Below are 22,106 nucleotides of genomic sequence, written 5' to 3' on the forward strand. Positions count from 1 at the left end.
AGTATCTCTCTGTTATATCTGAATAAATATTAAAAGGAATTATTTAGTTTATTAACCTAAGCGCTGCTTCAATACGTTATCCAGTGCTAACCTACCTGCACCACTAAGCATCAACGAAATTGATATAGCAAACAAAGCAAGTGCAAACTCATAACCGTTACTCGTCATAAATAGGCCATTGGCAAAATGCACACTAAAGATGGCTACTACCATGGTAATGCTAAGCATTAACGCTGCTGGGCGAACCAGTAAACCAATTAATAACGCTATACCACCAAAAATTCTGCACCATGCGCAATAAATATAATAGCAACAGGAATTCTAATAGCTAAAGCAGCGAAACCCGTATTAGTTGTTATCAGTTTTTTTATAAAAGATGTGTTCATTGTATTCTCCAAAGTTCGTCGTTAAAGTTCATTGTTTCTGTTTAATGAAGCTATTATATTTAAAGACACTAACGAAGAATAACGGTTAAATTTGAACAGTTAGTTCAAAAGGATTGATGTATTAGTTTCTCGCATAATATTTGATGCTCAGGCAGGTCTTATGTTATTAAAATGAAATGCTTTAATTTTTATATCAAATATTTAGGTCTGTACCTTTCAATCATCTCCATCAAATAAATAGACCTAATCGCGATGGTTGATAGCAGGTTTTTGATCGTAATAAGTAGAGCCGCTTATTTACAAAAAAGCAGAACATTGGCTTATGAGCATGCACTTATTGGTATTCGTTAATCTGGATGGTGGGGGGAATTGTTGTTGTTGTTGTTGTTGTTGTTGTTGTTGTTGTTGTTGTTGTTGTTGTTGTTGTTGTTGTTGTTGTTTTGATTACAGCCGAAAATTTTACATATTAAACAATAAACTTGATTTACACGTTATTTTGTCATGACTAACCAGCAGCCTAAGAGTAAAAGTAAGTAGTTCATTATTGTCAAAAATAATTGCTTATTTAACGAAGTATTAATTTTTACGCCAATCCAATTACCGACAAATGCCAGCGGAATAAATGCCATTGCGGTTAAAATAATTTCTCCCGTTAACATGCCCAAAGCTGTTACCCCAATGAGTTTAAAAATGTTCATTATGAAAAAAAATGCCGAGGCGGTAGCGATAAATTTAGCTGGGGCTAAGCCAATAGCACTAAAGTAAATAATAATAGGCGGCCCACCAGCGTGAACTAAGCTACTGGTTAAGCCTGAAAATATCGACATAATTAAAGCACCCGCTTTATTATTCAAAGCCTTGAGTGTTATTTGTTTTAAGAGTAAGTTCTTGAGTGAAAAAACAATACAGATGACACCAATAATTAATTGAAGATGTTCAGCATTGATAAAATCTATGATGAGATACGCGACACTAACACCAATCATAGCGCCGGGAATAAGTGATGGTCCCATTTTTTCCAATAACTGCGCACACTTAATATGTCTCCAACAATAAGTAATGGCAGCATTAAAGTAATGGCTGCTGTCGGTGGTAATTTCAGCATTAACAGGGGCACGGCGAAAACGCCAAGTGCCCCTGTTAAGGCTGATTTTTAAATACCAATAAGCAGAACAACGTTTGCGATTAATACAATCGTTATTATATCCATATTAGTACTTTGCAGGTAATTCAAACCACAGTGCTTCAAGTGTTGATATTGCTTCAACCTCTAATATTTCTGATGGTTCAACTGAAAACGCGTCACCCGCTACAAAAGAATGACCTTCGACCACTAGTTCTCCTTTAACAATATGTAAATACCCAGATTGTTTGATAGGGGCAAGTGTAAAGTTCTCTTTTTTCTTTAACACTAAACGAGACAAACTGGCATCTTGTTGGATTGATATCGACCCATCTTTGCCAGTAGTTGTTATCAGCGGTGTTAAAGCGCCTTTTTGTGGAATGTTTTTTTGTTCATAACTTGGTTTAATTCCCCTTTTGTTCGGTTCTATCCAAATCTGGAGAAATTTCACATAATCAGTATTAGATGCATTGTATTCAGAATGTCTTACTCCAGTACCTGCACTCATACGCTGAATTTCCCCCACGGATACGACATGTTTATTACCTTCGCTATCCTTATGTCTCAATGAACCTTGGGTAACGTAAGATATAATTTCCATGTCGCGATGACCATGTGCGCCAAAACCTTTTCCAGGTGCAACAGTATCGTCATTAATGACACGTAACACAGAGAATCCCATGTGCTTTGGATCATAATAATTAGCAAACGAAAAGCTATGTTTACTCTTTAACCAGCCATGGTTGGCAACACCTCTACTGATAGATTTTCTGATATATTTCATTTTTATTTCTCTCTTCTAAATTTTGTGCTTGATCGGTTGATGATGCCATCGGCCGTACCTATATTCGGTTTACTTAGCCTAAACGTTGCTTCAATTCGTTATCCAATGCTAACTTGCCTGCTCCACTAAACATCAACGAAATTGATATAGCGAGTAAGGCAAGGGCAAACTCATAACCATTGCTAGTCATAAATAAGCCATTAACAAAATGCACACTAAAAATGGCAACTAACATGGTAACGCTAAGCATTAGGGCTGCAGGACGAACCAGTAAACCAATTAATAAAGCGATACCGCCAAAAAATTCTGCACTACCGGCTAATAACGCCAGTTGGTAACCGGGCTCAAGCCCTATTGATGCCATCCATTGACCGGTTCCCTCTAAACCATAACCACCAAACCAGCCAAATAACTTTTGTGCGCCATGAGCAATAAAAATAATAGCGGTTGGAACTCTAAGGGCCAACGCAGCAAAACCCGCATTAGTTGTGATAAGTCTATTTATAAAAGATGTGTTCATTGTATTCTCCAAAGTTCATTGTTTTTGTTTAATGAAGCTATTATATTTAAAGGCTCTTACGAAGAATAACGGTTAAATCTGAACAATTAGTTCAAAAGGATTGATGTATGAGTTCCCCGATAACACTTGATGCGCTAAAAGTGCTTGATGCCATTGAGCGTAAAAAAAGTTTTGCCGCTGCCGCTGATGAATTATTTCGAGTGCCGTCAGCTATTTCCTATACAGTAAATAAACTTGAAGACGATCTTGGTATCGCATTATTTGATCGTAGTAAGCGCAAAGCAGAATTGACACCTGTTGGCATTATGCTAATTGAGCAAGGCAGACTGATATTAAAAGCCACCGACGATCTAACTCATATGGCAAAACAATCGGCCAAGGGCTGGGAGTTGGAACTGCGTATTTGTATTGATAGCATTTTACTGTTTCAACCCATTTACACCTTAATCGCACAATTTCAGCAGGAATACCCATGGATTAATATCCGTGTAACAGAGGAGGTGTTTGGTGGCACATGGGACGCATTAGTTGCAGATAGGTCTGACCTTATTATTGGTGCCACAGGTGAGCCGTACAATAGTGATTTCTCTCTTTATAAATTAGGAAACGTGGATTTTGTTTTCGCCGTAGCAAAAGATCATCCGCTAATTAAAGAACAACAGCCGCTTTCAAATGCAATTATAAAAAAATATCCCTCTGTGGTAGTGGCAGATAGCTCAAGAAATCTACCCGGTCGTTCCGCGGGTCTACTTGATGGACAATCACGTATTACCGTCTCAAGTATTGAAAAAAAGATAGAAGCACAGCAGCTAGGTTTAGGCGTGGGGTTTCTACCTATTCATCGCATTAAACCCCAATTAGAATCAGGGCAACTTGTTACCTTAGCTTTAGAAAAAACCGAAAACAGAAATAGCGAATTATGTATGGCTTGGCGTAATGATAATCAAGGTAAAGCACTGGCATGGTTTGTTAGCAATATCCAAAAAATGGCTGTTAAGTTAATCTGATAGAAGCATTGAAAAATTCATTCATATAGATTAAAAAACCAGCCTATATTTATAGACTGGTTCTTATGGGGATACTAAGTTATTTCGTTTTTTAAACAAACGCTGTTTTATTACGGGCAATAAAGTCTGTTAATGTTGTTAATGGGCTACCTAATAATTGCTCACCATCAGGGCTAACAACAGCCGCTTGATTAGTCGCGAATACCTCAAACAATTCTAGCATGGCTTTTGCTCGCCATTTTGACCAGCCTGTCGATAAAAGAGAATCTAACGCTTGCTCTTTTGTGGGGGAAATATACGCCACGGCTTATAACAAGCCTATTTCACCGTCTCTCTCATTCACCGTAAAGTAAGCTTGAGGAGTATTGGAGTCGCTTAATCTACTGTGCAGCCTAAAAATATTTATCGTGCAGATAATATAAAAACATATCCCCTCACTTTCGGTTTTGCAGCATTGCTAAATTATCCCTGCAAAGTAGTCATTCCATTTATGGGATTTTATGCTTTTTCTCTTTCCCTATAATGGAACCAATCACTTAGTAGCCACTCATTATTAACTAATAGTTAATAATATCAACAAGATAGTTGGTTGGCATGATGTCTGCACTACATAAGGCACTAACCAAACAATTAATTATTTTAGCGGAGCAGTCATAGTGGATATATCAATAGCTAAAGCCAAAAAAACAAACGTCAAAAGGTATGTGTTTTGGGGGGGCGTGATTGTTCTCTGCGCACTAGCAGGAAATTATTTACTGTTTCTAGGTAAAGCTGACTTTGCCGTTGACCGCGATACACTGGTTTATGATCAAGTAAAACGTGGCGAGTTCTCCATTTTAGTGCGAGGCACAGGCCTATTGATCCCTGACAATGTCGAATGGCTTTCTGCAAATGTTGAAGGGCGTGTTGACCGCGTCATCGTAAAAGCAGGGAAATTAGTAAAAAAGGGTGACCTTATTGTAAAGCTCAGTAACCCTAAGTTAGAGCAACTGCTAGAAGAAACGCATTGGGAATTAGAAGCGAGACTTGCTGAAGCTAAAGCTGATGTGGTTGAGAAAAAATCTGCATTACTTGCTCAAAAAGCACAAATGCTTGATGCCAAGCTTAATTACGAAAGCAGTAAACTCAAACAAGAAGCACATAATGAGCTTTTTCGAAAAGGTAGCGGTGTTATATCAAAAATAGATTATGAGCAGACACGTTTAGCCACGATTCAATTTAAACAGCGCTGGCAAATACAACAAGAAGTATTAACCACCATGAACGAAAACCTTCAGGTGCAAAAAGAAGCGCGTATGGCTCGTTTAAATAAAATGCGTAAAGAGCTTGAGCGTGCTCATCAGCAAGTTAAGCATTTGAACATATATGCCACTATCGACAGTGTGGTACAAGCGGTGGCGGTAGAGCCAGGTCAACGTATTGCTATGGGTGGCAATATTGCCATTCTCGCTCAACAAGATTCCCTTATTGCAGAGCTGCAAGTGCCTGAGCTGCAAATACGCAATGTAGCCATTGGCCAACATGTGGTTATCGATACACGAAATAGCAAAGTGGCAGGTGTTGTAACACGCGTAGATCCTGCTGTAGTGAACGGTAATGTGCAGGTTGACGTTAAGTTTGTCGATGAATTACCTGTTGAAGCGCGACCAGATCTCGCAGTAGAGGGTGAAATATCTATCACCGAAATTGCAGACACACTGTTTGTTAATCGTCCATTGTTCGCGCAAAGCCAAAGTCATTCATCGTTATACAAACTCAGCGAAGATGGACAATTTGCTGAGCGGATAAAGGTGAAATTAGGTCAAGGTTCAATTAGCCAGATTGAGGTTATTGAAGGTTTACATCTTGGCGAAAGAATTATCATCTCAGATTCATCTAGCTGGGATACCTATCAAAAAATACGTATTAATTAAGCCATTATTTTTTATTAACAGTATTAAAAGTATTAAAAGTCTACGACAATAAAATCAGACAATAAGGAAAGTATTATGAGTAACACATTAATCAAATTAGAGAATATCGAAAAAGTATTTTATACCGAAGATGTAGAAACACATGCGCTCAGTAATATCACCCTAACGATTAACAAAGGTGAGTATGTTTCAATTTCAGGGCCCTCAGGCTGTGGTAAATCAACTTTATTGTCTTTATTGGGTTTACTTGATACCAGTACAAAGGGACATTATCAATTAGCTAGTCACGATGTTTCTGATATATCTAAAAAAGAAAGAGCACGTATTAGAAATATGGAAATTGGTTTTATCTTTCAATCATTTAATTTAATTAGTGATCTTAGTGTTGAAGAGAATGTCGACCTACCACTGACTTATCGTAAAGATTTAAGTAAAGAAGAAAGAAAAACAATGGTAAAAAATGCCCTTGATAAAGTCGATATGGGACATAGAGCCAACCATTTTCCTTCACAGCTATCAGGAGGACAACAACAACGTGTTGCTGTCGCTCGTGCCATTGCAGGCAACCCTTCAATGATTCTGGCAGATGAACCTACCGGTAACCTTGATTCAAAAAATGCCGCTGCGGTTATGGCATTACTTGCAAAATTACATGCGGAAGGTGCGACTATTTGCATGGTTACCCACGACCCTAGATCGGCAGAGCAAGCAGAGCGTACTATCGAGATACTTGATGGTCAGGTTGTGGCAGATCATGTCAAAGCTCCAGCAACGAAAATTGCTAGCGCAGTCGCTTAAAGAGGTACTTATTATGATTATTCAAGATTTTAAATATGCGCTGAGGTTATTAGCTAAAAAGCCGGGTTTTACTGCGTTAACTACTTTAGTGATGGCGGTAGGTATAGGCTTAAGTGTTTATATGTTTTCCTTTTTTAACACCGTTCTTTATAAAGACCTTCCGTTTGAGAATGGTGATTCGATTATCACCATCAGCGGTTCACAAAATGGCACTAAAAGCGAAAGCAAAGTAAATATTCTAGACTATGAAGCGATAGAAAAAAGCATCAAGGGCTTATCGGAATTTGGCGCCTATTATAATCAGAGTATTAATGTTGCTGGCAGAGATGGTGCCAGACGATATAACGGGGTATTTTCACAAGCAAATATATTTGAAATAACACGGACAAAACCGATATTAGGCAGAGCATTTACCACGGCAGAAACGCTTGCAGGAGCAGAGTTGGTGGTGGTAATTAGTTATGATTTATGGCAAAACCAATTGGGTGGTGATGCCAAAGCACTTGATCAAAATATACAAATAAATGGTGATAGTTATCGTATTATTGGGGTTATGCCACAAGGGTATTTTTTCCCAAATGTAGCACAGTTATGGTTACCGCTTAAAAAGAACCTCAATGAGTTAACCCGAGAAAAATCATTATCAGTACGTGGTATTGCACACATTAATCCAGGGGTTTCTCTAGAAGAAATTGATACACAACTCTCCGTTATTATGACGCGTATAGCAGCACAGTACCCTGAAACTAATACGGGTATTAGCGCGTATGCGACTACTATTCCAGGTAGTGGGGCCGGTAATGGTCAAGGTGTTATTTATTCTATGCACATTGTTGCAGTATTCATTCTGGTATTGGCTTCTATCAATGTGGGAAATTTATTACTGTCTCGTGCGATAGAGCGCGGTAAAGAAACCGCTATCAGGGTAGCTTTGGGAGCTCCTCGTTCTCGGTTAATCAGTCAAATGCTATGGGAAAGTATCATTATTTGCTGTTTTGGTGGCGTTATTGGTCTACTCGTTGCTGCTTGGGGCTTAGAAATATCGGAAGCAATTACGGCGACCTTCTTTATTGACCCACCGGCCTTTTGGTGGAAGTTTGGCCTTGACGCCTACACCATCAAATTATTTTTAGCCATTGTTGTTGGCACTATATTAGTGACGGGATTGTTACCCGCATGGAAAAATTCAGGTGGTGATTTTAACGCCGTTTTACGCGATGGAACGCGCGGTGCGTTAGGGAAAAAAGCAGGAAGATTAAACAAGTTATTAGTGATTAGCGAAATATTTATTTCGATGGCTGTGCTCATTGCTGCCAGTGTAATGGTCTATGCGGCCTATAAACAGAGTAATTACGATATCGGTGCAAATATCGATAATACCTTAACTGCCAGAGTCATTTTATCTGAGTCGGATTACGATACTGACGAGAAAAAAGTACAATTTTCACAACAACTGAAATCCCGTTTAGAAAATGGCCTTGGCGTAGAAAGTGTTATGATCGCTAGCGCGTTACCGGGTGATTATTCTTTAAAAACATCCATAGCGATTGAGGGCAAAGAATATACCCAAAACAAAAATAACAGCTTTCCGAAAGTAAACTACATTTCAATTATGCCTGAGGCATTAGCCAAATTAGGGGTTGAACTAAAGCAGGGCAGATACTTTAATAATACCGATCACGGTTTAGATAAAAGCTCGGTGTTAGTCTCTGAAAGTTTCGCTCATGCAAATTTTGGTGATGAATCGCCTATTGGTAAACGTTTAAGAGTGACTAAGCATGACGAGGTAAAGTGGTTATCAATTATTGGTGTTGTTGAAAATACCATTCAAGGTAATCGTGAAACTATGGGGCTACCGACAGTATTTAGGCCCTTTACCCAATTGCCGCGTAATCAAATATCTATCGCAATTAAAATGAAAGCAGCTCAATCTGTTGTGACTAATACATTGCGTAAAACCTTGCAGTCTATCGATCCACAATTACCGTCGTTTAAAATAGAAACCTATGAGCAAAGCAATAAACGTTATACTGCGCCGATTTTATTTATTAGTAAATTAATTTCATTGTTTGGCTTAGCCGCAGCGTTTCTTGCCGCGAGTGGCATATATGGCGTGATGTCTAATACCATTAATCAAAGAACACAAGAAATTGGCATTAAACGCGCATTAGGTGCTGATGAAGATATTATTACCAAAGAGTATCTAATGACTGGGTTCAAACAATTATTGTGGGGCGGTATTCCAGGTATTTTGGCTGGTACAGGTATGGGGTTTGCGATGTCACAAACATTTGGCACAGGTAATTCTTCATTAATCATTATTGCTGTAACAACAACAGTTTTTATTGGTGCTATTGTTATGTACGCAACCTATGCACCTACTCAAAAAGCATTACAATTAGAGCCTAGTGATGCACTGCACTACGAGTAATTTATAAGAGCGGGGATATTAAGAAACTTAATATCCCCGCTAATTAATCACTTAGAAATAGATGACGTATCAATATATACTTACATAATAACGATTATAAATAAGTGGCCGTAATGAAAGAAAAAATATTATTAGTTGATGACGACACTGACATACTGTCTGCTTTAAAAATGCTACTGGTAAGTGAAGGTTATCTGGTTGTTTTAACGCAATCCCCTGAAGCAGCATTGGCCGCTCTACAAAGAGAAAATGTTGATTTAGCCTTAATGGATTTAAACTATTCAAAAGATACAACATCGGGTGCAGAAGGTTTAGCCTTAATTGAGTCAATCAGAAAAGTAGATGAAAACTTACCTATTGTGGTCATGACTGGCTGGGCGACAATAGAAGTTGCTGTCAGTACCATGCAAAATGGCGCTAATGATTTTGTGCAGAAGCCTTGGGATATAGATCGCCTTATCGCCATCATCAAAAACCAAATAAAATTGGCGCAAAGTGAAAAAAATTCCCAGAAACTTTCTCAGCAAAATAAATTACTACAACAACAAGTGGATAGTGAATTTAACGGTGAAATAATTGCTCAATCACCAGCGATGCAAAAAACAATGAATGTCATCAATCAAGTCGCTAAAAGTAACGCAAGTGTGTTATTCACAGGTGAAAATGGCACAGGGAAGAGTATGTTTGCACGTTATATTCACGAACATTCTCAACGTAAAAATGCCAATCAAATATCGGTGAATATGGGTTCGGTTACTGAAACATTATTTGAAAGTGAAATGTTTGGTCACATAAAAGGTGCCTTTACTGATGCGAAATCAACACGTATAGGTCGCTTTGAACTGGCTGATAGTGGCACATTATTTTTAGATGAAATCGCCAATACACCCTATTCGCAACAAGGAAAATTATTACGTGTACTCGAAGATAATGAATTTGAAAAAGTTGGCTCAAATAAAACGATCTCGGTAGATGTTAGGCTCATTTCGGCGACCAATGCTAATTTAACTGAAGCGGTTGAAAACGGTGGATTTCGGAAGGACTTACTTTATCGCATCAATACAATCGTGATTGAGATCCCTAATTTAAAGGATAGAGAAGAAGATATTATCCCGTTGGCTGAATCTTTTTTGGCAAAAAGTGCCGCGAAACAAAATATGATCAATACGTTGATCATCAGTGAGAATGCTAAAAAAGCATTATGCTCCTATGATTGGCCTGGCAATATTAGAGAATTAAGCCATGTGATGGAGCGGGCACAAATTTTATGTCAAAAAGATAGTATTAGTGCAGAAGACTTAGGGCTACCAACTCAACAAGAAAAACAGCTGACGACCCCAGTGGATACCTCAGTGCTGGCAAAACTAGCAGATATTGAATTAGACATCATTGACCAGCGACTTAGCTATTTTGATGGTAATGTATTAAAGGCTGCCAAATCCTTAGGTTTAAGCCGTAGTGCCTTTTATCGACGATTAGAAAAAATAAGTGAGTCATGATATTAGCCGATCCTTTTTATTACTCTATGTTTACCTAGGGAGTGTTGATCGTTCGAGATAACCTTTAACACCCCTTGAATAATGGACCATCGATGCAAACAAAAAAATCGTTTGAGTTACAATTAGTACATTTATCGTTATTTGCCTCTGTACCGTCATTTATCTTGTTAGTCATAGTGATGTTTGTTGCGGATATTTCAATTTTTTTGATTTTACTTGCGCTATTGTTGGGCAGTGTCAGTATTTTGTATTGTCATGCGCAAATACATCAAAAGTCAGCTTACCAATTTCGCAGTTTAAGTAACTTACTTGATGCGATGATCCGTGAAGATTACACTCTTAGAGCTCGATCTAGTCATGGCGATGTCGCTCTCAACGAGTTGGTTGCTTCAATCAATACCTTATCAAGCCGACTCCGTAAGCAGCGTCTTGAGTCGATAGAAAGCCAATTGCTCTTACATACAGTTATTAATCATATTGATGTCGCTATCATCGCGCTCAATGCTGACAGTGTGCCTGTACTCATTAATCCCACAGCGGAAAAACTTTTACATATTACGGAGAAATCTTTACCTGGGGCATCTCTAAATCAGTTAAAGCAACTGAGGCAACTCGTTAATGGGCACAGCAAAGTTATGTCATTAACCTTTGGCAACCAACAAGGAAAGTTCAATGTGCATGTTGAAGAGTTTAGGGAAGCAGGAAAACCCCATAAACTATTGTTCATCACTGACGTGAGCACTCTGTTGAGAAGTGAAGAACGAAATGCGTGGCAAAGTTTAGTCAGGGTTATCAGCCATGAAATTAATAATTCATTAGCGCCAATATCATCAATTAGTCAAACACTAAAGCGCACCTTAACCCGTGAAGAAAATCTTGAGTCTTGCAAGGGAGACTTGATCGAAGGATTTTCTATTATTGCTCAGCGAGCCACTAATTTGGCTAATTTTGTTGATAGTTATAAACAAATCGCGCATTTACCTGAGCCTAAAAAGCATCAAACGTCAATCGTCAGCTTGGTGGATAAAGTCATTCCGCTTTATCAAAATCCGCTTGATACAAACCCCGAAAATCAAAAGAATAAGATTACAGTGTCTCGTTCAGAAGATGTTGAGTTACTGATTGATCCCATTCAATTTGAGCAGGTCCTCATTAACTTAATTAAAAATGCGATTGAATCCATGCAAAGTAAAACGGCTACCGGTGAAGTAAACGTTAGCTGGCAAGTGAATGACAATGTTTTTAGGTTCATCATTAGTGATGAAGGGTCCGGCATTAGCAATAAAGATAATTTATTTGTGCCTTTTTACACCACTAAAAAGCAAGGCTCTGGTATCGGCTTAGTCTTTTGTCGACAGGTGCTTGAAGTCCATAATGGCCAACTAAACCTGATTAACAGAGCAGATAAAGAAGGTTGTTTAGCTATTATTGAATTGCCCCTTTCTTAAGCATTTACGCTAAGTGCTAATCTCAAGCTACCTTTGCCGTGCTTTCAAACTGCTTGGTGGTATTTTTGCTATACAATACCCGTATTATCCAATAAATCATTGATAACAATACGATCACAACAGGTATGGCAAGGTATTCAATTTTACGTACCGGCTCCGGTAGTAACTTAGCTTGGCCAAGAAAAAATGCTGCTGTTGCCATAAACATGGGAAAACACATGCGCCATAAATGACGGACAATACGATGACTGTCTCTAATGCCACCATCAACGATCATTTTTAAGTCCATTACGGCAGCAATCAAAGCAATTGTAGCGAAAAAATAGAATACTTCAGGACCAAAACCATTTAACTTTCCGCTGTCAGTTTGTGACGCTTCGATAGCAAAATTTATCAGCATTCCAAAGATAGAAAGCGCAACGAAAAAAGCGATCCATTCAAATTTACCTATTGTTCCCGCTTTACGTTTCACTGTCATCCATGCGGTACCAACGAAATAACACAGAAAAATACCGTTAACCAAAGACAGCATAATTGACCGAGAGTACGCGATATAAATCCCGGTTAAACCAAGTAATAAAATAGCTAAAACAAAAACATTACCAACAGTGCGATGTTGCTTTGAACTTTTACGTAAAGACAGCGCTGAAAAGCCAGAAAGTATGGCAATTGAACCTGCGATAGCATGAATCATTATTAACAAAAATGTAGTCACAGCTTATTCCTCAATAAATTTATATGCTTCCCTAGCTAGTGGTGAAATTTAATAGTTCCGGCAATAGATAGGCCAATAAATGAATTCATAGATTCTTTAAATCTCATCATAAATCTGTCCATAGCAGGATATATTGCAGGGACAATGCCAAATGTGTATCTATTTGTTTTATAGGGATATAAGTTGATTTGATGCTGAGGTTTATATCGGTATCCCAAATGCGGGAAAATAAAAATTGAATGAAATCCTATAAATGGGACAAATAATGTTGTTATTAAAAAAGGCTATTTTACCAAGATGATATGTATGTGTTATCGCTAGAAAAATATGATAAGACTAGGAGAGGTTACGTCGGTAAATCAACGGTAGTCAAAAATTAAAAAGCTGGCAGACAGTTGGTGATGTAGAGTGAAACCCATAGCAATTTACAGAAGCTGTTTAACCATTTAGGTGACAACTATCTTGAAAGACACAGGTACTGGTGAAGCTACAAAATCGCGGTTAATTTGACGTGTTCTTTTCACTGGTATTTATTTGTAATCTGATCTCCAGGTATAGGTCGACTAATAAAATACCCCTGAGCAATGTCACAATTCATTTGCCTCAATAGCTCCAACTGCTCTGCAGTTTCAACTCCCTCGGCCACAATTCTCATGTTGAGTTCGTGACCTAGAATAATGCAGGTTCTGACTATTGCACGAGCTTCTTCATCTTCTGTCATATTGGAGACAAAACTCTGATCTATCTTTAACTCTGTAAAGGGAACTCGGTGTAACTGGGAAAGAGACGAGTAACCTGTTCCAAAGTCATCGATAGAAAGCCCAAGCCCTTTCAAACGCAGCCGTGTAAGAGTATCCAGTGAAGTAACTAACTCTCCCATTAAAGTACCCTCTGTTACTTCCAGAGTAAGTAAAGTCGGATCTAATTTCTTGTTTTCCAATAACTTAGCGACATGCTCAGGAAGGGTTAAACTGGTAATGTCGACAGCAGATATGTTTACTGAAACTGGAATGTCTAACCCTCTACTTTGCCATTTTTGCCCTTGCTCAACCGCTTGTTCAATAACCCAATGTGTCAGCTCGCCGATAACACCACTTTGTTCTGCCATAGTAATAAAGCGGTCAGGACTTATTATGCCATGTTGTGGGTGGAGCCAACGAACGAGAGCTTCTACACCGACAAGCTCCCCTGATTTTATGTCAATTTGAGGCTGGTAATGCAGTACCATATTATGGTTTTTTATCGCTTTTTGAAGTTCATTACTATTAATGTCGTCATCAATAGACGTAGTCTCAACTTTCTTATGAGGTTTAAAATTAGGTGTTTTCTGTTCAATAATTTGTTGAAATTTATCAAGTGATATCGGTTTACTCAACGAAGCTATAATTTCTAAATTATGAGCATGTCCTAATTTTTCTGCAGAATGAAGTACACTCGTATCATGGCCACTCATGAGTATTAGAGCAGGGGATGTATCCATAGAAGATAAACGTCTCATGACTTCGATGCCATCCATTTCAGGCATATTCAAATCAAGCACTAAAATTGATGTTTGTTCAAAGGTAGAGACCTGTTCGAAGAACTGGTTTGCTTGGGTAAAACAGAGTGGCTTTAGACCTGATAACTCAACAGCTTGTCTTAAAATTTCAACCACTTGAGGCTCATCATCTAATAAATAGACTGTTGATTGCGGTATAACTAGACCAGAGCTAAAAGTATTCAATTACTTGTCCTTATTAAATATTATTTATGTATATCTCAAGAGCATACAGTTATAAAATAGTATAGCCATAAACTGATATGATTCCATTTTTCTGCTTTGATTTTCCACACAATACCCGACAGGATTCTAATCTAACTGAAGTGACAAATAACTTATTACAAATGATAAAAAATTCATAATAACCTCAAACCTCAAACCTCAAATACATTGGCTAAAAGAAACACACCTTCAATTATTACTTAGATCAATCTACACTTAAAAGTTAAGTTGATAATCCCTCCAAGACCTCTTTAACTTTATAGGCCAATGCTTTATTACCAAAAGGTTTCTGAATAAAATTTGTATTATCATAAATAACACCTTTATTGGCGATAATATCTGCTGTATATCCGGACATGTATAAAATTCTTATTTTAGGATATAAACCTCTTAATTTATCAGCGACTTCCTTACCGTTCATCACCGGCATAATCACGTCGGTCAAGAGCAGATCAATCTTGCCATCGTACTCACGAGCCAAAGTCTCAGCCAGGCTAGTTGTATTGGCGGACAACACTTTATAACCATACTGTTCAAGTGTGATCGTTTGAATATCTAATAACATCTCATCGTCTTCTACGATTAACACGGTGGCTTTACCAAAACAGTCTACATTTACCTTAATTTCATTTTTTTCAGTTAACATATTATTTTCACTGCGAAAATACATATTGAACGTAGTTCCTTGATTTAATTCGCTTATTACCTCAATGTAGCCTTTGTTTTGTTTAACCGCTCCAAAAATGGTCGATAAGCCTAACCCCGTACCTTTACCTACATCTTTAGTGGTATAAAATGGCTCAAATATATGTTTTATAACCTCTTTATCTATTCCTGAACCATTGTCAGATACTGATAACTTTACATAATGCCCTGTTGGAATGACTAGTTTTTCTGTAGATAACTCATTGATACTGCAGTTTTCAGTTTTTATTATTATTTTACCAAAAGTGTCTATTGCATCGGAAGCATTAATGCAGAAGTTGGCAAGCATCTGATCCATTTGAGAAGGATCTATCTTAACTAACCCTAGATTAGTACCTTGTTCAAAGGTGAGTTCAATATTCTCATCGATAAGTCTTTGTAGCATTGTTAGCATCGAAGATATTGAATCATTTAGATTGATGATTTTTGGTTCTATACTTTGTTTACGGGCATAGGTTAATAGCTGCTTTGTTAAATCTGCAGAACGATGGCCAGCAATAATTATGTCTTTAAGGTGTGAAGTGAGTGCGCTTGAGCCCTCGGACTCATGAAGGGCGAGTTCTGCATGACCAAGAATAACTCCTAGCATATTATTAAAGTCATGGGCAATACCACCCGCTAACTGACCCACAGCTTCCATTTTCTGAGCTTGTATTAGTTGACTTTCAAGTTTAGAATTTTCTTCAAGGTTCCGTTTATTCTCGGTGATATCACGTCCGGTACTTACAAATCCTATTAAATTATCAAATTCGTCATACTCCCGACGAATTGACCATGCCACATAGAATATTTGACCATCAATATTAACTTGACGATTTTCATGTAAAAATACGTCTTTTTTATTTCCTAACCAAAGAGAAAAATATTGTTGTGTTAGCAATTGATCATCGGGGTGGATAAAATCAAAAGCAAACTTACCAATACAATCTTTAGCCGATAGTCCAAACATAATGGTAGCCGCTTTATTCACAAATAATAAAGATCCATCAACACTTACTCTCGTGATGATATCCGGCATGCCTTCAATTAAATCATAATATTGTTTTCGACTATCAATCAGGGAAAGATTAGTTTTTTTCTCATCACAGATCGATTGGCGAAGCTTAGTTTCTGTATTTTTTATTGCGGTAGACATAAGATTAAAACTAGAAGCTAGACTAGTAAATTCATCATTACCCGGCATATCAATTTTAACATCCATCTTATTGGTTGAAAGCTGATGAGCACCCTCTTCCAATGCAATAATTGCCCGACTAATCCTGTTAGATAGTTTGAAAACAGCGATGAAAATTAATATTATGAATACTCCTGCCATGGCAGATGATATTTTCATTGCATCTTTGGAATATTTTAACAGCTGATTTTCATTAACAAAGCTAACAATAATCCAGTTCCAGTTAGGATATTTCCCATACTCCAGCAATGTAGTGACTTTTTTACCCGAGCCTAAGATAAAATCATATTCATGCGGTCCGATTAAATTTTGTTTTGTAATATTTTTGATATGTTCAACGGTCATTGACTGCCCCAATGCTTCATTGCCAACCAAATAGACGATTTCATTTAATTGGGTATCAAAAATGGCAACGGAAGTACCTGGAGTCAGATTTTTTTCTATATCTTGTACTACGCCTTTCTTTGTTGCATCGCTATAAAAAGCTACCTTCTCCATGCCTAATGCACTGATCGTTTTATAACCATGATCACTGTTTGAAATAATGTTGCTCACATTCATTCTTAACAATTCATGTTCCAGGGCATATATTTTATCAGCGGTTATCATAAAGTTTGCGTACATCATTAGTACCACAGGCACAACAATTGATGGGATGATTAATACAACCAGCTTGTGTCTAAATTTAATTTCTAGATACTCCCAAATTTAATACCTTCATATATTCAACGAATGTTACTCCATAAGAAATTTTCCAATATTTATCTAGAATAGCGTTTTCTTGAGCATATTTAATATACTTCCTTAAGATGGATTTCAGTATTTTATTTTTTTTGTTGATTGCCCACCCCATAAATTGAACTTCACTTATTGGCCATAAAATTGTTAGGTTATTAAACTTTTTCAAAGCAGCAAAGGCTCTATCACTATCATAAACAGTAAAACTTACTTGGCCTTCTGAAACCATCTTATCCATTAGATCAAAGTCATCAACGGTAATACAGTTGAAATCAATATTATTGAGGTGTTTTATTTTTTCAAGGTTTCGTGCCATAGAGGTATTACTTACCATCACACAAGACTTATTATTCAGCGCTGAAATCTGATCAGGTTTATTATCAACTCTTGCAATAAGCATTTGACGAGAAGGAACATATTTAACAATATCAAACATTTTTTCACGCCAAGCAAGCGCGGTTATGCCATCGATATAAAGATCAACTTCTTCGATAAGCGAAGGCACATAAGAATAACTGGGATCTATCTTAACTCTTGCTAAGTCTTCACCTTGCTAAGTCTTCACCTTGCTTATAAAAATAATCGTTCCAAGTCACTATTTTACCGTCAATTTTTATCCCTACAAGATTTGCAAATTCTTCAAGTACTTTATAGTGAAAACCAGAGTGCGAACCATCTTCATGTGGGACGTATACAGCAGAGCTTATTTTTGTAGCAACTTTAATACTGCCTTTTTGATTCATCGCTTTAATATAGGCAACTTCTTCCTTCGTCCAGTTAGCCCCCTCAATGGCTAATAGTGGAATATCAATTTCAAATGCTCCACAAGAAGATGAAGGTAAATATAATAATGCCAGCAAAACAAAATATGCTTTCACAATAAACTCCGGTATATCTAAGTTTTTGAACCACTCGCCAATAAAAATGGGTGATTAAAATATCTATCGATAGGTAATCAAAAGATAAAATTTAACTTTTAAAATGATGAGAACCCATGGCAGAACTGAAAGTAGTATTCATTGTCATTCAACGCAATTTATTGATAACACGACTATAGTGTAGTCTACAGAATAATTTGTGATTAATTATTGTTTTTAAAGACAATAAATTTTATCTAAAGCGCTGTTTATAACGCTTAGTAAGAGAATATATAATTTGAAAAATAAGATATTACTGCTGTTTATTATGACAATATTTAATATTTTGAGTTTATCAGCGGTATATGCACAATCTGAAGATAATGATGTGAAAGTGGTTAAGGATGTAGAAAAAGAAACCATTATTATCATAGGTACTCGCATATCCGGTCGCTCAGTTACTGATTCATTGGGGCCTGTTGATATTATTTCTGCTGTCGATGTATTAGATCAAGCGGGTAGTGATATGACAGATTTGATCAGTAAAATTGTCCCCTCTTACAATGTTAGGGCTACCGGTGATGCTGCCAGTCTGGTAGGCCGATAAGTCTACGTGGTTTACCTTCAGATGCCACTTTGGTTTTGGTCAACGGTAAACGGCGGCATCGTTCATCCGTTATATCGTTCATTGGTGGTGGGGTTTCAGATGGCTCACAAGGACCAGATATCTCGGTAATTCCAGCTATTGCAATAAAACAACTCGAGATTCTACGTGACGGCGCATCTGCGCAATATGGATCTGATGCAGTTGCAGGGGTAATGAACTTCAGGCTAAAGCAAGACTCAGACGGTGGCTCTTTGGATGTAAAACTGGGTCAAACTTTTGAGGGTGATGGTGATTTTTATCAGGTTGCCGGTAATATAGGAATGCCTTTAACTGGGCATGGTTTTATCAATGCCAGTATTGAATACCGCCAAGTAAAACCCTTTAGTCGCTCAGTACAAAAAAATGATGCCGCTGAACTAATTGCCAACGGTAACAACGCCGTTGCAAATCCTGCTCAAACTTGGGGGTCCGCCGAGGTGCTGAATGATGTTAAAACATTTATTAACATGGGCCTTGATTTGAAGAACGACAAAGAATGGTATGCCTTTGGCAATTACGCTGAGCGTAGAGTGGAAACAGGTTTTAGCTTTCGTAACCCAAACAAAAGAGGTGGTGTTTTTGGAAAAGCGCTGAATTTAGCAGGTGCAGACTTTGATGCCAATGGCAATGCAATTCCATTTCTAGTTGATAGTGATAACAACACCATAACTAGGGAACAAATTGTTGATGAAAATGATTTTATTCGGACAGACTTAGATGAGCAAGGATGGATACATAGATACGACCGCCTTGTCGCAGATGTAACTCCTGATGGCATGTCAGGAAATTGCCCACAAACAGATGCCAATAATAATGGTGGCTTGAATATCTATGATACCGAAGGACTTAACACTGTTATCGCTAACCCGAATTGCTTTGTTTATAACGATATGTTTCCTGGTGGTTTTACACCTCTGTTTGGGAGTGATCTCAGCGATTCTTCACTTGTGACAGGTATTCGCGGAATATTAGGTAATGATATGACTTGGGACGTGAGTATTGGCTTTGGTCGCAATGAGGCAGACTTTTATATTAATAACACTGTTAATGCATCGATGGGACCGTATAGCCCAACAAGGTTTCGGCCGGGAACCTATATTCAGCAAGAGCAGAACATTAACGCTGACTTCACTTACATCCTCAATACCGATATTGAACAGCACATAGCGGCTGGTTTTGAGTGGCATAAAGAACAATTTGAGGTACAAGCTGGTGAGGATGCTTCTTGGCAACCGGGGGTATTTGTTGATCAAGGTTTTAGTATTGGCTCAAATGGTTTTTCTGGCTTCAGTCCTAATGTTACAGGTAAGTGGGATCAGTCTAACACCTCACTCTATGCTGATTATGAAGCGCAAGTCACCAATGAGCTATTACTCGGGGCTGCCATACGTTGGGAAAATTACGATACCTTTAGCGCAGCCACTAACTATAAATTATCTGCCGGTTGGAAAGTAAATACAGTTGTTGCTCTGCGAGCGACTCACTCAACGGGGGTTCGCGCACCAACACCAGGTCAATCGAACATCAGCAACATTACAACGTTACTGGACAATGGCATATTGATAGACCGAGGAACAATTCCCCCTACCAACGCGGTTGCTATGCACTATGGCGGCGAAGCACTCACACCTGAAAAATCTAAAAATTACAATGTTGGTGCAGTTATAACAATGGATCGTCTACAATTTTTCATTGATGCTTATCAAATAGATTTTGAAGATAGAATAACCCAGTCAGCCGATATTCAACTCACGGCACAGGAAGCTCAAGCGCTTGAGGACTCTGGTTTTAGTGGTGCCTCAGGACTACGTTCATTCCGCTTTTATGTGAATGATTTCAATACGACTACCCAAGGGGTTGATATTGTTGCCACTTATCCTTTCTCAATAGCGGGAGGCCACAGTGAACTGAGCTTGATCTATAACTATAATACCACTGAAGTGACTTACTTTAATCCGGTAACCCTAGATGACTTACGTATACGTCAGATAGAAGACAGTATGCCAAGCCAGCGTGGCAACATTTCATGGCGTCATATACAGGGGGCGTGGCGAATACTATTACGGGGCAACTACTTTAGCGATTATTGGCTTGCTCATGTTGGCGATAGTAATCTGACACTTGAACCTTCAGCAGAACTGACTTTGGATGCAGAAATTGCCTACAGCTTTGGTTCTAATGGCCAATATAATTTTGTGGTAGGCGCTGAAAACTTGTTTAATAACTTTCCTGATACTAATCCTTATAGCGCTTTGACGGGGGCAAAATATCCTGAAAATAGCCCGATGGGAAATGCTGGAGGTACTTATTATATTAGGCTTGGATACAATTTTTAGTCATGGAAATGATTTAATAAAAATGTAAACTTACCTGCCAATAGCTGAAGGTAATTATATTCCGGCATGAAATAAAGGAATAAAACGTTTAAGTTGATTGATGAGTAGAGAAATTAGTCGCGTAGTCAGACAATAGAAATTCAAACCTCTAGAATTTAAGGTAGGCTAACGAAATACAGCGTTTTTTTGCAGCTAATACGATCATTATAGATTTACTAAAGTATAGGATATGGATAAGAGCAGTTTATGAAGTAAGAATTTATTCTGAATTTGAAAGAGGATATAGAAATTAAAAGTGGTCGGTGATGCAAGATTCGAACTTGCGACCCCTTGGACCCAAACCAAGTGCGCTACCAAGCTGCGCTAATCACCGACATTTTATAACTTTTTATTTTCTACTTCAGGGAGAAGTAAAAAATGGGGTGGCTAAAGGGACTTGAACCCTCGACAACCGGAATCACAATCACGTTGTCGGTATAGTATTTAGTTTGATTAACGTATATCAAGCTAGATATCACGAGTGTTATTCATGTTATAACTTGGATTGAAATGGAATTCATTAGTTTGGCAAACTCACAGAATGCTCACACAGTGAATTTTTCATTATCTAGTATAAAAAAGGTATTATTTTGTGCCTTTTCTTCAAATACTCTAGATATTCAGATCCCAAATGAATCGCCAAAAATGCTTCTTCAAATTTTATTCTTCGGTAAAAAGCATAAAACAATATCAATAAAGAAATGAACGCTGCGACCCAAGAATGAAACATTAAGCCTGTTGCAACATAAGTGAGTAACGCACCAGAATAACCCGGATGGCAAACATATCGGTAGGGTCCTGTATCAACCACCTTTTGGTTTTCTGTAACACTAATATGCCAAGTAAAGTAATGTCCAAGTTCCAAAAAAGCCCAACTACGAAATAGTAAGCCAAATATTGCTAAAGCAGCCCCAATGATGGAAATAACACTCCACTGCATGGATCCTTGGTAATCGTTGAAAACAAACTCAGCGAGTACGAATATTTGCGACAAATAGACAGCCCAAATAATGTGTAATGCGGTCCCCTTATCATGTTCGTCTTTTGCAGATTTAAACGGAGAATAGTCTGGTTGAAACAATGAAGCCAAAATGCTTATTACAATCATCAGCTTTACTTTAGCGCTCTCCAACAAGTCGGGTTGAAAGAATGAAAATGCCAAAACAAAAAGAAATGACAAGATGGTTCCCTTTATTAACTTAATACCAAAACCTTTAATGGTCAT

General features: G+C 37.9%; 17 protein-coding genes, 1 tRNA gene and 2 pseudogenes. 8 read left to right on the plus strand and 12 right to left on the minus strand.

From position 1 onward, the window contains the following. Window positions 1-51: 51 nt before the first annotated feature. The 4 genes and pseudogenes from CXF85_RS06075 to CXF85_RS06090 all read right to left on the minus strand — a co-directional run bounded on the left by CXF85_RS06075 (window position 52) and on the right by CXF85_RS06090 (window position 2,813). A pseudogene (locus CXF85_RS06075) lies at window positions 52-386 on the minus strand (DoxX family protein). Window positions 387-877: 491 nt separating this feature from the next. After that, window positions 878-1,491 (minus strand): annotated as a pseudogene (locus CXF85_RS06080) (sulfite exporter TauE/SafE family protein). Between the two features lie 106 nt (window positions 1,492-1,597). Further along, a complete protein-coding gene (locus CXF85_RS06085; RefSeq protein WP_101227627.1) occupies window positions 1,598-2,293 on the minus strand; it encodes a pirin family protein in 696 nt (231 codons plus the stop codon). A 73-nt stretch (window positions 2,294-2,366) separates the two neighbouring features. After that, a complete protein-coding gene (locus CXF85_RS06090; RefSeq protein ID WP_101227628.1) occupies window positions 2,367-2,813 on the minus strand; it encodes a DoxX family protein in 447 nt (148 codons plus the stop codon). Between the two features lie 107 nt (window positions 2,814-2,920). On the opposite strand from CXF85_RS06090, the gene CXF85_RS06095 reads away from it, so the two are divergent. Continuing rightward, window positions 2,921-3,820: a LysR substrate-binding domain-containing protein gene (locus CXF85_RS06095; protein WP_101227629.1), complete on the plus strand. Its 900-nt coding sequence runs from the start codon at window positions 2,921-2,923 to the stop codon at window positions 3,818-3,820. 91 nt (window positions 3,821-3,911) lie between these two features. On the opposite strand, the gene CXF85_RS06100 is transcribed toward CXF85_RS06095, so the two are convergent. Further along, a complete protein-coding gene (locus tag CXF85_RS06100) occupies window positions 3,912-4,124 on the minus strand; it encodes a hypothetical protein (RefSeq protein WP_198555512.1) in 213 nt (70 codons plus the stop codon). A gap of 352 nt (window positions 4,125-4,476) precedes the next feature. Between CXF85_RS06100 and CXF85_RS06105 the strand changes: the two genes are divergently transcribed. From CXF85_RS06105 to CXF85_RS06125, 5 genes are all read left to right on the plus strand, one after another. Continuing rightward, a complete protein-coding gene (locus CXF85_RS06105) occupies window positions 4,477-5,733 on the plus strand; it encodes an efflux RND transporter periplasmic adaptor subunit (protein ID WP_157829033.1) in 1,257 nt (418 codons plus the stop codon). 75 nt (window positions 5,734-5,808) lie between these two features. Continuing rightward, window positions 5,809-6,531: an ABC transporter ATP-binding protein gene (locus CXF85_RS06110; RefSeq protein ID WP_101227631.1), complete on the plus strand. Its 723-nt coding sequence runs from the start codon at window positions 5,809-5,811 to the stop codon at window positions 6,529-6,531. Window positions 6,532-6,544: 13 nt separating this feature from the next. Then, on the plus strand, window positions 6,545-8,962 hold the full coding sequence (locus CXF85_RS06115) for an ADOP family duplicated permease (RefSeq protein ID WP_232771092.1): 2,418 nt from the start codon (window positions 6,545-6,547) through the stop codon (window positions 8,960-8,962). A gap of 113 nt (window positions 8,963-9,075) precedes the next feature. Beyond that, window positions 9,076-10,461 (plus strand): sigma-54-dependent transcriptional regulator, encoded by a 1,386-nt coding sequence (locus CXF85_RS06120; protein WP_101227632.1) that lies wholly within the window; start codon window positions 9,076-9,078, stop codon window positions 10,459-10,461. A 92-nt stretch (window positions 10,462-10,553) separates the two neighbouring features. Further along, window positions 10,554-11,909: a sensor histidine kinase gene (locus CXF85_RS06125; RefSeq protein ID WP_101227633.1), complete on the plus strand. Its 1,356-nt coding sequence runs from the start codon at window positions 10,554-10,556 to the stop codon at window positions 11,907-11,909. 22 nt (window positions 11,910-11,931) lie between these two features. Here CXF85_RS06125 and CXF85_RS06130 read toward each other — a convergent pair whose 3' ends face one another. The 5 genes from CXF85_RS06130 to CXF85_RS06150 all read right to left on the minus strand — a co-directional run bounded on the left by CXF85_RS06130 (window position 11,932) and on the right by CXF85_RS06150 (window position 17,881). Beyond that, window positions 11,932-12,624, minus strand: a complete 693-nt coding sequence (locus CXF85_RS06130; protein ID WP_157829034.1) for a DUF2306 domain-containing protein — start codon at window positions 12,622-12,624, stop codon at window positions 11,932-11,934. 520 nt (window positions 12,625-13,144) lie between these two features. After that, entirely contained in the window at window positions 13,145-14,347 is a 1,203-nt protein-coding gene (locus CXF85_RS06135; protein WP_101227635.1) for a GGDEF/EAL domain-containing response regulator, read from the minus strand. 262 nt (window positions 14,348-14,609) lie between these two features. Then, on the minus strand, window positions 14,610-16,874 hold the full coding sequence (locus CXF85_RS06140) for an ATP-binding protein (protein ID WP_198555514.1): 2,265 nt from the start codon (window positions 16,872-16,874) through the stop codon (window positions 14,610-14,612). A 76-nt stretch (window positions 16,875-16,950) separates the two neighbouring features. Further along, window positions 16,951-17,508, minus strand: coding sequence for a transporter substrate-binding domain-containing protein (locus tag CXF85_RS06145; RefSeq protein WP_157829035.1), 558 nt, complete (start codon window positions 17,506-17,508; stop codon window positions 16,951-16,953). A gap of 40 nt (window positions 17,509-17,548) precedes the next feature. Beyond that, window positions 17,549-17,881: a hypothetical protein gene (locus CXF85_RS06150; RefSeq protein ID WP_101227638.1), complete on the minus strand. Its 333-nt coding sequence runs from the start codon at window positions 17,879-17,881 to the stop codon at window positions 17,549-17,551. Between the two features lie 307 nt (window positions 17,882-18,188). On the opposite strand from CXF85_RS06150, the gene CXF85_RS06155 reads away from it, so the two are divergent. Beyond that, window positions 18,189-18,467 (plus strand): hypothetical protein, encoded by a 279-nt coding sequence (locus CXF85_RS06155; RefSeq protein WP_157829036.1) that lies wholly within the window; start codon window positions 18,189-18,191, stop codon window positions 18,465-18,467. A gap of 29 nt (window positions 18,468-18,496) precedes the next feature. Further along, a complete protein-coding gene (locus CXF85_RS06160) occupies window positions 18,497-20,842 on the plus strand; it encodes a TonB-dependent receptor plug domain-containing protein (protein ID WP_101227640.1) in 2,346 nt (781 codons plus the stop codon). 296 nt (window positions 20,843-21,138) lie between these two features. On the opposite strand, the gene CXF85_RS06165 is transcribed toward CXF85_RS06160, so the two are convergent. Next, window positions 21,139-21,215 (minus strand) — tRNA-Pro (locus CXF85_RS06165). Window positions 21,216-21,449: 234 nt separating this feature from the next. Next, the gene (locus tag CXF85_RS06170) at window positions 21,450-22,106 is read right to left on the minus strand and encodes a methyltransferase family protein (protein WP_101227641.1); all 657 of its coding nucleotides are present in this window, start codon (window positions 22,104-22,106) and stop codon (window positions 21,450-21,452) included.

Origin of the sequence: Colwellia sp. 75C3 (genome assembly GCF_002836255.1) — a bacterium.
Taxonomy (GTDB): Bacteria; Pseudomonadota; Gammaproteobacteria; order Enterobacterales; family Alteromonadaceae; genus Colwellia.